The sequence below is a fragment of the Spirosoma flavum genome, from assembly GCF_042686045.1.
In the GTDB taxonomy this organism is placed as follows: domain Bacteria; phylum Bacteroidota; class Bacteroidia; order Cytophagales; family Spirosomataceae; genus Spirosoma; species Spirosoma flavum.
This window is the reverse complement of record NZ_JBHUOM010000048.1, coordinates 128,686-143,380: the sequence shown is the minus strand read 5'-3', so window position 1 is coordinate 143,380 and position 14,695 is coordinate 128,686. Positions and strand designations below refer to the sequence as shown.

General features: G+C 45.4%; 17 protein-coding genes. 8 read left to right on the top strand and 9 right to left on the bottom strand.

The features are described from left to right. Positions 1-16: 16 nt before the first annotated feature. Positions 17-1,057: a UDP-glucose 4-epimerase GalE gene (gene galE, locus ACFS25_RS29580; RefSeq protein WP_381508491.1), complete on the bottom strand. Its 1,041-nt coding sequence runs from the start codon at positions 1,055-1,057 to the stop codon at positions 17-19. A gap of 129 nt (positions 1,058-1,186) precedes the next feature. On the opposite strand from galE, the gene ACFS25_RS29575 reads away from it, so the two are divergent. Next, positions 1,187-2,062 (top strand): transglutaminase-like domain-containing protein, encoded by an 876-nt coding sequence (locus ACFS25_RS29575; protein WP_381508489.1) that lies wholly within the window; start codon positions 1,187-1,189, stop codon positions 2,060-2,062. A 41-nt stretch (positions 2,063-2,103) separates the two neighbouring features. Here ACFS25_RS29575 and ACFS25_RS29570 read toward each other — a convergent pair whose 3' ends face one another. Further along, a complete protein-coding gene (locus ACFS25_RS29570; protein ID WP_381508486.1) occupies positions 2,104-2,745 on the bottom strand; it encodes a 4'-phosphopantetheinyl transferase family protein in 642 nt (213 codons plus the stop codon). Between the two features lie 74 nt (positions 2,746-2,819). On the opposite strand from ACFS25_RS29570, the gene ACFS25_RS29565 reads away from it, so the two are divergent. From ACFS25_RS29565 to folB, 3 genes are all read left to right on the top strand, one after another. Beyond that, positions 2,820-3,719, top strand: a complete 900-nt coding sequence (locus ACFS25_RS29565; protein WP_381508953.1) for a WD40 repeat domain-containing protein — start codon at positions 2,820-2,822, stop codon at positions 3,717-3,719. Between the two features lie 122 nt (positions 3,720-3,841). Then, the gene (locus tag ACFS25_RS29560; protein WP_381508484.1) at positions 3,842-4,750 is read left to right on the top strand and encodes a DivIVA domain-containing protein; all 909 of its coding nucleotides are present in this window, start codon (positions 3,842-3,844) and stop codon (positions 4,748-4,750) included. A gap of 89 nt (positions 4,751-4,839) precedes the next feature. Next, entirely contained in the window at positions 4,840-5,190 is a 351-nt protein-coding gene (folB, locus tag ACFS25_RS29555; RefSeq protein ID WP_381508482.1) for a dihydroneopterin aldolase, read from the top strand. A gap of 68 nt (positions 5,191-5,258) precedes the next feature. On the opposite strand, the gene ytxJ is transcribed toward folB, so the two are convergent. Together ytxJ and ACFS25_RS29545 are read right to left on the bottom strand one after the other, a co-directional pair. After that, complete coding sequence (gene ytxJ, locus ACFS25_RS29550) at positions 5,259-5,588, bottom strand: bacillithiol system redox-active protein YtxJ (protein WP_381508480.1); 330 nt, start codon at positions 5,586-5,588, stop codon at positions 5,259-5,261. A 53-nt stretch (positions 5,589-5,641) separates the two neighbouring features. After that, positions 5,642-5,950 (bottom strand): phosphoribosylpyrophosphate synthetase, encoded by a 309-nt coding sequence (locus ACFS25_RS29545; RefSeq protein WP_381508478.1) that lies wholly within the window; start codon positions 5,948-5,950, stop codon positions 5,642-5,644. A gap of 61 nt (positions 5,951-6,011) precedes the next feature. On the opposite strand from ACFS25_RS29545, the gene ACFS25_RS29540 reads away from it, so the two are divergent. Together ACFS25_RS29540 and rsgA are read left to right on the top strand one after the other, a co-directional pair. Next, positions 6,012-7,256, top strand: coding sequence for a 3-deoxy-D-manno-octulosonic acid transferase (locus ACFS25_RS29540; RefSeq protein ID WP_381508476.1), 1,245 nt, complete (start codon positions 6,012-6,014; stop codon positions 7,254-7,256). 63 nt (positions 7,257-7,319) lie between these two features. Continuing rightward, positions 7,320-8,228, top strand: coding sequence for a ribosome small subunit-dependent GTPase A (gene rsgA / locus ACFS25_RS29535; protein ID WP_381508475.1), 909 nt, complete (start codon positions 7,320-7,322; stop codon positions 8,226-8,228). A 93-nt stretch (positions 8,229-8,321) separates the two neighbouring features. Here the strand turns inward: rsgA and ACFS25_RS29530 are convergent, their stop codons facing one another. The 5 genes from ACFS25_RS29530 to mce all read right to left on the bottom strand — a co-directional run bounded on the left by ACFS25_RS29530 (position 8,322) and on the right by mce (position 13,512). Beyond that, a complete protein-coding gene (locus ACFS25_RS29530) occupies positions 8,322-9,713 on the bottom strand; it encodes a cystathionine beta-synthase (RefSeq protein ID WP_381508473.1) in 1,392 nt (463 codons plus the stop codon). Beyond that, complete coding sequence (locus tag ACFS25_RS29525; protein WP_381508472.1) at positions 9,710-10,300, bottom strand: hypothetical protein; 591 nt, start codon at positions 10,298-10,300, stop codon at positions 9,710-9,712. Before ACFS25_RS29525 ends, ACFS25_RS29530 begins: the two co-directional genes overlap by 4 nt. Beyond that, positions 10,287-11,378, bottom strand: coding sequence for an AAA family ATPase (locus tag ACFS25_RS29520; protein WP_381508470.1), 1,092 nt, complete (start codon positions 11,376-11,378; stop codon positions 10,287-10,289). Before ACFS25_RS29520 ends, ACFS25_RS29525 begins: the two co-directional genes overlap by 14 nt. Positions 11,379-11,445: 67 nt before the next feature. Further along, positions 11,446-13,098: a M1 family metallopeptidase gene (locus ACFS25_RS29515; protein WP_381508468.1), complete on the bottom strand. Its 1,653-nt coding sequence runs from the start codon at positions 13,096-13,098 to the stop codon at positions 11,446-11,448. A 6-nt stretch (positions 13,099-13,104) separates the two neighbouring features. Continuing rightward, on the bottom strand, positions 13,105-13,512 hold the full coding sequence (gene mce / locus ACFS25_RS29510; RefSeq protein ID WP_381508466.1) for a methylmalonyl-CoA epimerase: 408 nt from the start codon (positions 13,510-13,512) through the stop codon (positions 13,105-13,107). A gap of 82 nt (positions 13,513-13,594) precedes the next feature. Here mce and ACFS25_RS29505 point away from each other — a divergent pair, with 82 nt between their 5' ends. Further along, positions 13,595-13,921 (top strand): HesB/IscA family protein, encoded by a 327-nt coding sequence (locus ACFS25_RS29505; RefSeq protein ID WP_381508465.1) that lies wholly within the window; start codon positions 13,595-13,597, stop codon positions 13,919-13,921. A 195-nt stretch (positions 13,922-14,116) separates the two neighbouring features. Then, positions 14,117-14,680 (top strand): acyl-CoA thioesterase, encoded by a 564-nt coding sequence (locus ACFS25_RS29500; RefSeq protein ID WP_381508463.1) that lies wholly within the window; start codon positions 14,117-14,119, stop codon positions 14,678-14,680. Positions 14,681-14,695: the final 15 nt, after the last annotated feature.

The window sequence follows — 14,695 nt, the reverse complement described above, 5'->3', positions numbered from 1 at the left end:
CAAATATATGTATATACTACCCTTGTGAACTTAATTTCTTCTGCCATTGCCACGCATCGCGCAATGATTCAGCTAAGGAGCGATGGGCAGTCCAGCCTAATACCCGATTTGCCTTTGACACATCGCCATATACCTGTTCAACATCGCCAGCCCGGCGTGGGCCAATAGTGTAGTTTACCTTGACGCCCGTTTCCTGTTCAAACGTTTTAATCACGTTCAGAACCGTTTCACCCCGACCAGTGCCAATATTAATGACGTCGTAAGAGGAGTTTTCCTGTGACTCAATGAGTTTTTTCAGAGCCTGAACGTGCGCATCCGCTAAGTCTATTACATCAATATAATCACGAACACAGGTTCCATCAGGTGTATTGTAGTCATCACCGTATACAGTCAGGCTGGCCCGTATTCCGGCAGCTGTTTGCGTAATGAATGGAACCAGATTAGCCGGAACGCCCAATGGTAATTCACCGATTTGCGCTGATGGGTGTGCTCCGATAGGGTTGAAATACCGTAGGGCTAACGCCTTTACGGGAATCTGCGCGTGAACAGCATCACGAATGATATCTTCGCCAATAGACTTTGTGTTGCCATAGGGCGACTGCGCCGGAAGTCGGGGTGTTTCTTCCGTTACAGGCAGGTGCTCTGGTTGACCATAGACCGTGCAGGACGACGAAAATACGAAGTTTCGAATGTTGTACTGAGGCATTAACTCCAGCAGCAGTAGTAGCGAATCTAGATTGTTGCGGTAATATTTCAGCGGTTTAGCCACCGATTCACCAACGGCTTTGTGGGCGGCAAAATGAATGACACCAACCGGGGTTTCTTTCTTGAAGATGTCGGCCATTGCCGCTGCATCGTTACAATTTACCGGATAGCACGTTACGTCGCGACCCAAGATGGCCCGCAGTCCATCAAGAACTGAGCGTTCGGAGTTAGAGAAATCATCGACGATGACCGGTTCAAAACCGGCGTTAACTAGCGAAACAACCGTGTGTGAGCCAATGAAACCAGCGCCACCGGTTACTAGAATTTTGGGAGAATTGCCTGTGAGAGTCAAACCGTTTTTTATGAATTTTTTGTTACTATTTTAGTATAGCAACTCTTGAAATCAGACAAAAGTAGTATATTCAGGAGGTTTCGAAAACAGTTTTTATTCTGGGGTCACCTGACAAAGCGACACAAACCAATGAACGACAACGAATTGAAAGCCCTTATCTCGCTCCTGGACGATGAAGACCGGGAAGTCGTTGAACACGTTGAACAGCGAATTCGACAGATGGGCGGACAAATGATTCCGTTTTTAGAGTCCGAATGGGAGGGAAGTTTCAACCCCGATCTTCAAAAACGAATCGAAGAAATTATCCATGACCTTCAGTATGAATCAGTGCTGGATCGAATGCGTGACTGGAAAAATGGTGGTGCAATGGACCTTCTGGAAGGGCTCTGGATTATTGCCACGTATCAATATCCTGATCTTTCACTCGACCGATTGAAGCAGGATGTAGAGCAACTATTTTATGACGTTTGGGTTGATTTCAAGCCAGATATGCACCCGGATGAGCAAATTAAGGCGATGAACAGCGCTTTTTTTTCGAGACTTAAATTTGCGCCTAATACAAAGCATTTTCACTCGCCTGCAAACTCCATGATCAATCAGGTGCTCGAATCTCGCCGGGGTAATCCGATCACGCTTTGCGTCCTCTATATGCTCATTGCCAAGCGGTTAAATCTGCCCGTCTATGGTGTGAATCTACCAAACCTGTTCGTTTTGACGTATAAAAACAGTACTGGGGTCCAGTTCTATATTAATGTCTTTAACCGTGGTTTAGTCTTTACCACCAAAGATATTGATCAATATATTGACCAATTGAATCTTAAGCGTTTAGATACCTTCTATCAGCCTTGCACCAATGCCGATATCGTTCGGCGAGTACTTCGTAATCTGACTCTGGCTTTTGAAAAAAACGGCGATACAGATCGCGTTCGGGAAGTAGAGCAAATTCTTAATACCGTTCGAGATGATGGCGACGGGTTACCCTTATCGGACTATACACAACGGTAATGTGTGAAGGCCAGTCTACTGGCTGGTCGTGCATTTTTACATTAGTAGGCTACTGCCAATAGGCCCGGTCCAGTTTGAAAACAGCGAATGGTTAGCGGGCCAACGTTCGCCTGTGCTTCGTGGTTAGGTAAATAAACATGGCCGATCAAAGAGAGCGCTCCATCGGCAAATGGTTCAATGTATAAATGCTCGCGAAAAGTAAGCTGACGTTTTCCATAAAGCTTGTATAACGCTTCTTTCGCACACCAATAAACGGCCAGCCGGTTTGGGTTACCGGCGGCATGAACGATTTCGCTTTCCGACAAAACACGCGGTACTACCCGTCTGAACTGCTCTCGAATTGGCTCAATATCAATACCAACTGGCTGCAACCTATGCAGCACAACAGCCGCCCAGCCACTTGTATGTGAGAGGGAAATATGCCAGGGAGAATCAATTAAATGTGGTTTTCCATACTCATCCTTTTGCGAACCTCGATAAGGCATTCCCTGCGCTTCAATTAATTGCCGAAGAGCCACCCGACACGCAAGCCACTCAATTCGTTGAGATGGGTGACTGATGCTTGCTAAATCCTCCTCTTCCGACAGTGTTAGTAGTGCCCTCGCCCGCAATGTCGGTTCATCTTCGGTAATGGGCCGGAGCCTGGCTATACAGTCGCCGTTTATATCTATTTGAAAAGTCACGATCAAAAGTCGGAAGTCGTTCGAGAAAAAGAAAGGATTAACGACCTTTGATCACCAACTTGTTTTTACAATACGTGACTGTAGAGAAAATAGATACCTTCGGCGGGCACCGTGACCCGGTTTATACACTCGAACGCGGCCCGGTGGCTGAACAGTTTTTCTCAGCTGGTGGTGATGGGCAAGTTGTGAAGTGGCATCTCGATCGGCCTGATTTAGGTGAATTGGTTGCCAACGTACCAGCCTCCATTTATGCGCTGGCTTTGCACCCAACAAGTGGACTATTGTGGGTTGGGCAGAACTACGAAGGGATACACTTAATTGATACTGTCCAGAAACGGGAAGTTGCCTCACTAAAGCTAACGTCAGCGGCTATTTTTGATATCAAGTTTTACAAAAACGATGCGTTCGTCGCCCTTTCCGATGGCGTTGTTGCTGTTGTAAATACGGATCAGTTAGTAGTCAGAAAACACCTTAAAGCATCTGAGCAATCGGCGCGGTGCATAGCCATAAATCCGATTGAGCGAGAACTGGCCGTTGGCTATAGTGACAATGTTGTCCGTATTTTTGATTTGTTAACCTACGAACTTAAGCAAATTATTCCAGCGCATACTAATTCTGTATTCACCATTGCATACTCGCCCGAATTTCAATACTTGCTCACTGCCGGACGCGATGCTCATTTAAAGGTATGGGACGTTGAGAAAAAATATAGCCTACAACAGGATATTGTGGCTCATATGTTCGCTATTAATCATTTGTCATTCAGCACAAATGGTCGTTTAATTGCTACCGCCAGCATGGATAAGTCAATCAAAATATGGGATGCTGAAACGTACAAATTAGTAAAGGTTGTTGATCGGTCTAGGCACGCCGGACATGGCACATCTGTCAATAAAGTACTCTGGACGGAATACCACGAATTACTTCTCTCGTCCAGCGACGATCGTACCATTTCGGTATGGAAATTGACATGAAATAAGCTAGCTTAAATAGGATTCAGCTATTTTTCGGGCTATTTTTTGTAAAATAGGTATTATGGATGTTACTTCACCTTTATCTGTTTATACTACAACTCATTAAAACTCTTAGCGCATAAATGAAAATTACGCCCATCGAAATCCGGCAACACACATTTGAAAAAGGGTTGCGCGGCTATAGAACAGAAGATGTTGACGCATTTTTGGTTTCGTTATCTCAGGAATGGGAACGCTTAACCGGCGACTATAAAATGTTGAAGATGCAACTTGAGATTGCCGAAAAAGAGTTAGGCAAACTGAAAGAGGTAGAAATGACGCTATTTCGTACACTTAAAATAGCCGAAGATACCAGCACGCAAATTACAGATCAGGCCAATAAAGCAGGTGACAAATACATTGGCGATTCAAAGCAGAAAGCGGATGATATACTGGGAGAAGCGCGGAAACGATCAGCGTTGATGGTACAGGATGCCGAAAATCAGGCCCGCTATTTAAAAGATAACATTCTAAATGATCTGAAGTCATTAGAGCATGATTTCAAGGCTTTAGAAAGTTATAAGGAAAACTTAGGTGTCCAAATTCGTGCCCTTGCCAGTAACGCCGTTGATAGCGTAGATCGGTTCGAAAAGAAGTTTGCCAGACAAAATCTAAAAGGGAAAATTGACGAAGTTACATCACAGATTAAGGATGAATTGAAGCAGCCTGAAACGGAAGGCGGTGCTGAGACGCTATCCGAACCGAGCAACGCCCAAGCCAGCCTAGCTGATGATCTTCCTCCATTAATCGAGCGTGAAACAGCAATACCCGAAGCTATTCCGGTAGACGAAGCTGTTTCAGAAAAGCTTGATGAGGCTATTGAATCTACTCACCATGAAACAACCGAACCTGTTGCCGAAGAAGCTATTGAGCAGGACGCCCCGGAATCGGTGATGGCTGAGGTGAATATGGCTGAAGCAGCTATGACTGAACCGGAAACAGCCGAGGAGGTACCCACAAAGAAAAGTGGCTCATTTTTCGACCAGATTTAACTGACGTAAACTGTCAGTTCGCGGGAATCGCGTCAGGTATTTTCTTCAAAAACTAACGCGAGATATGGGTTGAAAATCCATACAACTTTATGGGAACAATTGCCTTAGAAGGCCTCGAGTTTTTCTCTTATCACGGCTTTTATGACGAGGAGCAGAAAATTGGCAATAAATATTCGGTGGATATTGTGGTAACGGCTGATTTTTCGGAAGCAGCCCGGCGTGATCGTTTAAGCGCCACTGTCAACTACGAAGATCTATATCGGATTACCGTCAGCGTTATGAAGCAACCAGCCCGATTGCTCGAACATATCGCCCACCAGATAATTCAGGAGATTCGAACAAAATACACTGATTTGCAAGCGGTTGAAGTCAGCGTTTCAAAGTTCAATCCGCCGATTGGGGGAGTTTGTCACAGAGCGAAGATAACGTTGAAAGAATAAAAGGAGGAAGGAATACAGACCTTATATTCCCCTTCCTCCTTTATTTCCCTTTCCTTAATTCTTCTTTTTTATACCGCCTGCTGTAGACCAGCAAAGGAAATAGACATGTGCGATGCGTCATACACGCACTCGCCATTACGAATCAGCAGCACTTGTGGCGATTCGTGTTCAACACCAAATTGGCTCTCAATTTCCTTCGAGATGGGCCGATTGGCAAGCAAGTCAAGGTAGTAAGGTTTTACCCCAAGCTGATCGTTCCAATTACGCTCCATCCGGCTAAGCGCCATCGCACTAATCGAACAAGTCGTGCTGTGTTTGAAAATTAACACGGGCTGCTTTGCTGATTCTTCCTTAATGGTATCAAGTTGAGCGTCGCTCGTTAATTTGTTCCAGTTCATTGTATCAACATACTTCTGTTGACGTAAAAGTAATTTTGATGCTGAAAAGTTCGTCAGTTCTCAGGGGTATAGCGTAGTTTTTCGGCCATCTCCGACGAGACCGCTTCTGCGTACGCGCCGTAAGCATCAACTAGGGTTCCCTTGTTTCCATTTTTGGCTTCTATGGCGTATAAAACCATCTCATCGCCGGGGTCAGTCATGCCCTCGAAACGATACACATCAACAATATCAAAGTCGGCGGGCCGCAGCTCAATATTATCGGGCTGACAATGGAGAACATCGTGTTTAAGGTTATAATCCTGGGTAAATCCTTGCTTGCGTAATTCCTCAAGGGCTTCAGTGAGTGTATCGTAGTAATGCATAGGGAAGGTGGTTTACTAATGAATTCGTAGTTTTGTCAATTATAACAAACCGCTTCTTAGCTTGTTTTCAGGATTTTATAACACCGGCATTTTTGCTTACCAAACGTTGTTGAGGTTAGTGGCGCCTTTCAATCCTAAAGCGCGGCAATGGGTTGACGGTCGGCGTAACTGGGCCAACAAATTACAAAAAGTTGCCCAAAATACAAGTCCCATCGCTTGGTTCCATGCGGCTTCACTGGGTGAGTTTGAACAGGGCCGACCCGTCATTGACGCTTTTCGGGCACAGTATCCAGACTATAAAGTTTTGCTGACTTTTTTTTCGCCTTCGGGTTATGAAGTGCGTAAAAATTATGAGGGTGCTGATTATGTGCTCTATTTGCCCGCTGATACACCCGCTAATGCCCGGCAGTTTGTTCGGCTAGTGAAGCCACAACTTGCACTTTTCATTAAATATGAGTTCTGGTATAACTATCTCCGCGAACTAAAAGCAGCCGGTGTGCCGATCATTTCTTTCTCGGCCATCTTCCGCCCAAACCAACTTTTTTTTAAACCTTGGGGCCAGTTTTACCGAAGTATGCTCAGCAACTTCGACCATATTCTGGTTCAGAATCAGGAATCGATTGATTTACTCGAACGCATTGATATAGAGAATACAACGCTCGCGGGCGATACTCGATTCGACCGGGTGGCGCAAGTAATGACTACCAAAAATGCCATTCCCCTAGCTGAGAAATTTAAAAATAACAGTCCGTTGCTCGTTGTAGGCAGCGCGTGGCAGGAGGATATGAATGTCCTGATTCCCTTTCTAAACGCTTTTACCAAACCCTTAAAAGTTATCATTGCGCCCCACGAAATTCACGATAGCGAAATTGATCGGTGGCGAAGTCAACTGATAAAATCATCTGTACGTTTTTCGCAGGCAAATGAAGCTGATATTGCTACGATTAATGTCCTTGTTGTCGATAATGTTGGCTTACTCTCATCGCTTTATCAGTACGGTGAGTTTGCTTACATTGGTGGAGCGTTCAAGCAGGGACTGCATAATATTTTAGAAGCCGCTACCTTTGGGATGCCGTTGTTTTTTGGACCAAACTATGAAAAATTTCAGGAGGCCGTTGATTTAGTTGACGAAGGTGCGGCTTTCCCGATCAGCAACGTAGCCGAACTGACATTGGCGTTCACTAAACAATACGAAGATTCTGCGAAAGCTGCTCAAATCAGCCGCCAGTATGTGCAGCGGAACATTGGCGCAACAGCAAAGGTTATGGACATTATACAGACTTTATTATCGACTGGGCGAACGTAGTGATTAGTCACGCGAATGGCAGCCCGGTCATTCACCCATTCTAACTTGCAAAACGGCTTAGTCATGCGTTCCACCGGCTCCTGGTACGAAATTCGTAACCCAGACGGACATATTTTTCAGGGTCGGCTGAAAGGAAAATTCAAATTAAAAGGTCTCAAGGTCACGAATCCGATTGCCGTGGGTGACCGCGTGCTATTTGAGGTTGAGGATAAGGTCGAAAATACGGCCATTATCAGCGACATTCTGCCCCGCGACAATTACATCATCCGGCAATCAGTCCACAAAACGGCACACGGGCATATGTTGGCGGCTAATCTCGACCAGGCGGTATTGCTGGTAACGCTGGCCATGCCACGTACTTCATTGGGTTTCATCGACCGCTTCTTAGTTTCGGCGGAGTCATTTCGTATTTCAACGACGATTGTTTTCAACAAATCCGACATTCTGAATGACGAAGGGCTGGAATTTCAACAGGAGATTATAGACTTGTATGAGCGCATTGGCTATAACTGTCTATCAACTTCAGCCACTGAAGGTGTAGGTGTCGAGGCATTCCGGCAATTACTTGATCATAAAATAACCTTGCTGGCAGGGCATTCGGGCGTGGGCAAATCGTCGCTTGTCAATGCCATTGAGCCTACGCTGAACCTACGGACGAAAGAAGTGTCAACGTTTGCCAATAAAGGCGTTCATACGACGACATTCGCCGAAATGTTCGAGTTAGCGCCTGAAACCTATATTATTGACACGCCAGGCATTAAAGAACTTGGCCTGATGAACACAGCGAAAGAAGAAGTTAGTCATTACTTCCCCGAAATGCGTGACCGGTTAAATCAGTGCCGTTTTCATAACTGTCTGCATTTCAACGAACCCGGATGTGCTATTAAACTTGCTGTAGCCGAAAACGAAATTGCCGAAAGCCGCTATATGAGCTATTTAAGCATGATTGAAGGCGGAGACAACAGGAGGTAACTGTACTGTGGGCGGAAGCCCACATAGCCAAAAGCAAAACACAGGCAGTGTGATTATTAGCCTTTAGCTACGCGGGCTTCTGACCACGATACATTAATTCGTCATGGCGGCCAGCAAATCGGCTTGCGTGATAATGTGTACCTGATCCTTCTCATCACGAACGAGCAGGGCTTTATTGTCGCGGTCGATCAATGAGGAAAGAGCATCGATGGTATTGTCCAGACCCACAAACTTGAACGGCTTATCCATTATAGCATTGACAGGGTAATCTTTCACCGTTGGGTCTTCGATGAGCCGGTTTAAAATCGTTGAGTCGGTTAGGCTTCCTACAATATGCCCGGTTTCGTCTGTGACCGGAATCTGCGAAATGCCGTATCGATTCAGGACGTGGATTGCCTGACTAATTGAAACACCTGAACCAATTGTTGTCAATTGGGAGTTTGACAGATCACCCCGACCGTTTTTGTGGTGAATGATGTCGCGGGCGGTTTTGAACGCGCGATCTTCCAAAAAGCCGTGGTCCTTCATCCATGTATCATTGTAAATTTTGGCAAGGTAACGGGTGCCGTGGTCAGGCAGTAGAATTACCATAACGTCATCATCGGTGAGATTTGCCTTCGCCCACTCCAGTGCGCCATGCACTGCCGTACCACACGACCAACCCACAAACAGACCTTCTTCGCGCGATAGCCGGCGGGCCATTATAGCCGCATCTTTATCGGTAACTTTCTCAAAATAATCAATCAGGCTGAAATCCACGTTTTTGGGCAGGATGTCTTCGCCGATACCTTCCGTCAGATACGGATAAATTTCACCTTCGTCAAACTGACCCGTTTCCTTATACTTTTTGAATACGGAACCATATGTATCCAGTCCAACTGAAATAATATTCGGGTTCTGTTCTTTCAGGAATTTCGACGTACCGCAAATGGTGCCACCTGTGCCAACGCCTGCCGCGAAGTGGGTGATTCTGCCGTCGGTGTCGCGCCAGATTTCAGGGCCAGTGGTTTCGTAATGCGCGGCTGTGTTGGCAGGATTGTCATATTGGTTGGGATACAACGAATTCGGAATGTCGCGGTTGAGTTTTTTGGCGACCGAATAATAGGAGCGAGGGTCATCGGGCGAAACGTTTGTGGGGCAAACAACGACCTCCGCACCCACCGCCCGCAGAATGTCAATCTTCTCCTGCGACTGTTTGTCGGCCATCGTGAAAATGCATTTGTAGCCTTTGCCAATAGCCGCCAGTGCCAGCCCCATGCCTGTGTTGCCGCTGGTGCCTTCAATGATAGTGCCTCCGGGTTTCAGCAAACCCTGCGCTTCAGCATCCTCGATCATCCGAACAGCGATGCGGTCTTTCACCGAATTGCCGGGATTAAAATACTCGACTTTTGCCAGAATTGTGCCCCGTATTCCCTTCGTGACTTTGTTGAGTTTCACCAACGGCGTATTGCCAATGGTATCTATAATTGAATTGTAATAATTCATATCTGTTGAGTTTTGTTGTATTGAGTAAGAAACGCGACGACTTGATTGTGGAAGTGTTTAAAACTGTCAGATCGTTGTAACAACCAATCAATATCGAAGCTTTTGGATAGCTCATCAACAACTGGATTTGATAGTTCGTTGGGTGGGTCTTCGTAACCATACAGTATAAATTTGACTTTCTTACGCGGTTGAGAGTCCAACGAGATGTTCTTTGTTAACGCAGGATTGTCTTTTTTGTACTTTAGATACCAAAGCCAATGCTCTATGCACTGCACCGGAAGCGCAATTAAAAGTTTGTCGATCTGCTCTTTTGCAAAATGCGTATAGCGCTCATCGAATTCCTGCGGCTGTATACTATCGACATCCCGCACAACGAAAAACACCTGATGCTCATACCACCCAAAACCAGTTCGGGCGACTATAGCAAACTTGGTATCAACTTGCTTTTTATTATTAGCTCTAAACTTTTCACAAAATGCCTCATCTCGTTCGAAAAGCACCGTATCAGAAAAGTGATTCAAATAATTATGAAGGAAGATTTTATGCGCGTCATCCTCGCCATAAAATCCATATTTAAGCTGTTTCATGAGGTACGCCACCTAAAAAGCCAATTGTCCAATATTCACCCAATGCATCTGTGTAATGGACTGGCGGTATACCTAATTCAGCATTTTTTTGATTTGCTGGCTCTATAATATCCTGTTGTAAGTTTTTGACGAACGTAGCGCCATCATCATCTTTATCAAAAACAAATACACTTTCAGGTGACTCAGCAAATTCGTCCAATAACATTGGGCTGTGCGTCGTCATAATAACCTGAATGTCTTTTTCAGCTACTAGGCGACGAATAAAATTCATTATTTCCTGAATTCGGCGCGGGTGAATACCTTTTTCAGGCTCTTCTAATATAAGAAGTTTGGGCGGATTGGGTTGGTTGACGATACAAAGCAGAGCGATGAAGTAAAGGGTGCCTTCTGAGAGTTCATCAGCCCAGTATGTTATTCCTAAATTACCATTAGTTAAACCAAGCCGCTTGAAGGAATTGCTAGGAAATAATTCTTTTAATTCTTTCGTAGGCGAGGCATCATCCAGACTAACTTCATCAAACTCAGGAACGCAAGTACGCAAATCAGCTTGAATTCGATCAAAAACACTTTTTCTATACTTATTACCCAGCATTCTATCTAGAAAACCGATCAGATTCGAGGCATCAACATTTACCGTTTCAGCTAAGATGCCCACAGGGCCGGGTTGAATGAGCTTATTAGGGTCAGGTTTATAAATCTGAGCGCCTAAAAACAACTGTTCCAACTCTCGCTGTCCTTGTATATTAGGAACCACGCCGTTCCCTGAGAATTCTACTCTAGAGTTATAAACCTTATAGGACGATTCTTCTGAGTAAAAATTATAAGTTACGTCTATATGAACTGGGTCTTCATTATCATCAGTAAGAAAAATTTGAGTAGAGTTACCCATGCGATTAAACGTCAGCGCAACATCTTGTCTTTGTGGAAAAGCTCGGTAATTTACCTTTAAATACTCCAGCGCCTTCAAAAAATTCGTCTTGCCTGAGTTGTTCGGGCCGATTAATAAATTGACTTTTTGAAGGTCGAGCGTGACGTCTTTTAGGCTCTTGAAGTTCTGGATGGAAACGCGCTTGAGCATGGTCGGTAGCGGTTAATAGCGGTAAGCGTATTGGTGTGTAAGGTAATTAGTTAAGTTGGCTATTGGCTTACTTGCCCATTTGTGTTGCCCGCATCAACACCGTGTTGTCGGGGTCAATCATTACCGAGGCTGGTTTTGTTGCTAGTGGGATGGTAAACGTTTGTGTTTGCTCAGTCATGGTCAGGCGGGCGGTACGAGAGAGTTCGCGTCCATTACTTCCATGAATACTGAACGTAAGCGGCACAACAAAAAACGCGCCGGTGCGCTGCGCCTGCCGAACATCAATGACCAATGCCTTCTTTGCGGCATCGTACCGCGAACCCCAAACGATGTCGGGATAGCCGGGTTGATTAAGCCATTGCTGAAAAAACTGCCCTAATTTCTTGCCCGAAACGTTTTCCATAACGGCCTGTAAGTCGCTGGTTTGAGCATTGGCATTCCTAAATTTCTCGTAGTAAGCCCGTATGCCTTTCCAGAATATATCGTCGCCGAGTTCATGCCGCAGCATGTGCAGTACCCAACCGCCTTTCTGATAAGAGTTTGGATTAAGCAAATCCATCAAATTAGATGTGGTCGAATCGACAATGGTGCCCTTTGGTTTCAGGGATGTATAGCGGAAAATCTGATTCTTATTCTGATTTAGTACGGTGTTGAGTGTGTCTTTACCATAGGCATGTTCGAGGTAAAGGGCCGAGAAATAGGTGGCAAAACCTTCACTCAGCCACAGTTGCGACCAATCAGCTTCGGTAGCGGAGTTTCCAAACCACTGGTGCGCAATTTCATGAGCCAGCAAAGCCTCTACGTCAGAGTCTTTCTTCCCGACGATCACTTTTTCATTATAGAAAATGCAACTGGCATTTTCCATCCCACCAAAAATTGTGGTGGACTCAACGTTAGCAAGCTTCTCGTAAGAATACGGCCCGATCTTGTCGATGAAGTACTGTAAAATTTCTTTGGCCGGACGGTAATCAACAAACCCCTTCTGACTATCGTTGGGGTAAAGCCAGCTTTGCACAGGCACGCCACTAACCTCGCCAACCTCTTCAACAGCGAACTTGGCCGCCCCAATGACCATCACCTTTGTTGGAATAGGCGTATTTTCCTGCCAGCGCGTCAGCTTCTTACCGTTTGGCAAATTGGTCTCTCCCAGAAACTTCCCGTTGGCAATGATGCGGTATGTGGCCGGGGCATTAACCGTAAATGAACAGGTTGCTTTGTCGGATGGGTGGTCTACCACGGGTAGGTAATTACGGGCGTTGTTGGGCCAATTGTCGCCAAAAAATGTCCGATCACCAAACTTGTTTCGGCTGATAATCAATCCTTTAGACGGTGTGCCATCATACCGGATAACTACCTCGGTGGGCTGATTGGGAGCCGCTGGCAGATTGATAAATACCCGGTCATTACGCTGGCTAAATGGAGCAGTCTTACCATCGGGCAAGCTTACCGAACGCACCCGCATACCCGTCTGAGCCGAATCTCGTGAGCTAATCAAGTCAAACCAAACTGTCTGACGGTCATCAGCACGCGTGAAACGGATTGTCGTTTCGCCCTGAATCTGGTTAGTTGAGTCACTCAGCGTGAGCGAAAACGCGTAATTCTGCACATCGACACCGGGCTGGGTGTACCGGGTAGCATTGCTTGGTAACTGGGCTTGAGCAGTGGTAATGGTCAACAATGCCAGTAGCCCAGCTAAAAATTCTTTCCTCTGTTTTTTCATTCTTCGTTATTCCTTTATTTCCTGACACAATTCAATTAACACCCCATTTGTGCCTTTCGGATGCAGGAAACAGACTAATTTATTATCAGCTCCATGTTTGGGGACTTCATTCAATACTGTAAATCCCTCGGTTCTCAACCGGTCCATTTCAGCCAGAATATCCTCAACTTCAAAGGCAATGTGGTGAATTCCCTCCCCTTTTTTCTCCAGAAATTTTGCAATTGGGCTATCGGGGTTAGTCGCTTCGAGCAGTTCGATTTTGGTCTGATTTACGGTAAAAAACGAGGTATTTACCCCTTCTGATGCGACTGTTTCGGCTTTGTATGGCTGAACATTCAGCAGTTTGGCAAATATTTCATTCGATGCGGCTATGTCGCGGACCGCAATCCCGATGTGTTCGACGTTGGTAAGCATGGGTAACTAAAGAACTTTTCCGTTTGGCCGAAAGTTATAGAGAATAGCATTGATATGCGTCAATTTCGACTCGATTACAACTATGGTTACTGTTTCAGAAATCGCAAAGAACAAGATTGTTGAACTCCGTCAGAAAGACGGTCTTACTGAAAATACGGCCATTCGCGTCGCTGTAGAAGGTGGCGGATGTTCGGGATTGATGTACGATCTTCAATTTGATGCGACGCAGCAACCGAACGACCATCTTGTTGAAGATAAAGGAATTAAGATTTTAGTAGACCGCAAAAGTTTACTTTATCTTGCTGGTACTGAGCTTGATTTTTCAGACGGTTTGAACGGCAAAGGCTTTCAGTTTAAGAATCCCAATGCAACGCGCACTTGCGGCTGCGGAGAAAGTTTTGCTGTATAAGCTGGGTAAATTACACCGGCAACCCGGTAAAATTTATCGGATTTAAATGATTTTCTTGATTTTTCAAAGAAGCCAACCCTACACAAGGTTGGCTTCTTTGTTTTTATACCTTATTGCATCACCAGATAGTTGCTGAGATTTCTGAAGTGACTAGTTTAATCTTATAAATTCTGCCGGGTTGCCGGTGCAATTCACATGACACCAAAGCCTGTTAGTCACTCGCGTACCACTCTTACGGAATTAATGATTCCGTCATACGCCAACTTTGGTGGTCGTGTACACGGGGGCATATTATTATCGTTGATGGATAAAGTAGCCTATGCATGTTCAGCCAAACATGCGGGTCAATATTGCGTAACCGTATCGGTGGATGGGGTTAATTTTCGGCAACCGGTAGATGTGGGTGAGCTTGTTTCGCTGATGGCGTCGGTCAATTATGTTGGCAGAACATCGCTGGTGGTCGGCATTAAAGTTATCGCCGAGAATGTGAAGTCGGGGACCGTAAAGCATACGAATACGTCGTATTTTACGATGGTTGCCAAAGACGATGCTGACCAGCCAACTGAAGTTCCTCCCCTTCTGCTCGAAACACCTGACGATGTCCGGCGTTTTCTGGAAGCTATTAAACGCAAAGAACTTCGGGCATCCTTCGGTGAGCATTTCGATAATGCCAAAACGCGGATGCTTCTTGCCGAGAACATCGGTAAATTATCTAGTGAGCGCTGTCAAATCACCGATGAACTAAGGGCACAATTATGATTATTTTTTGTCATT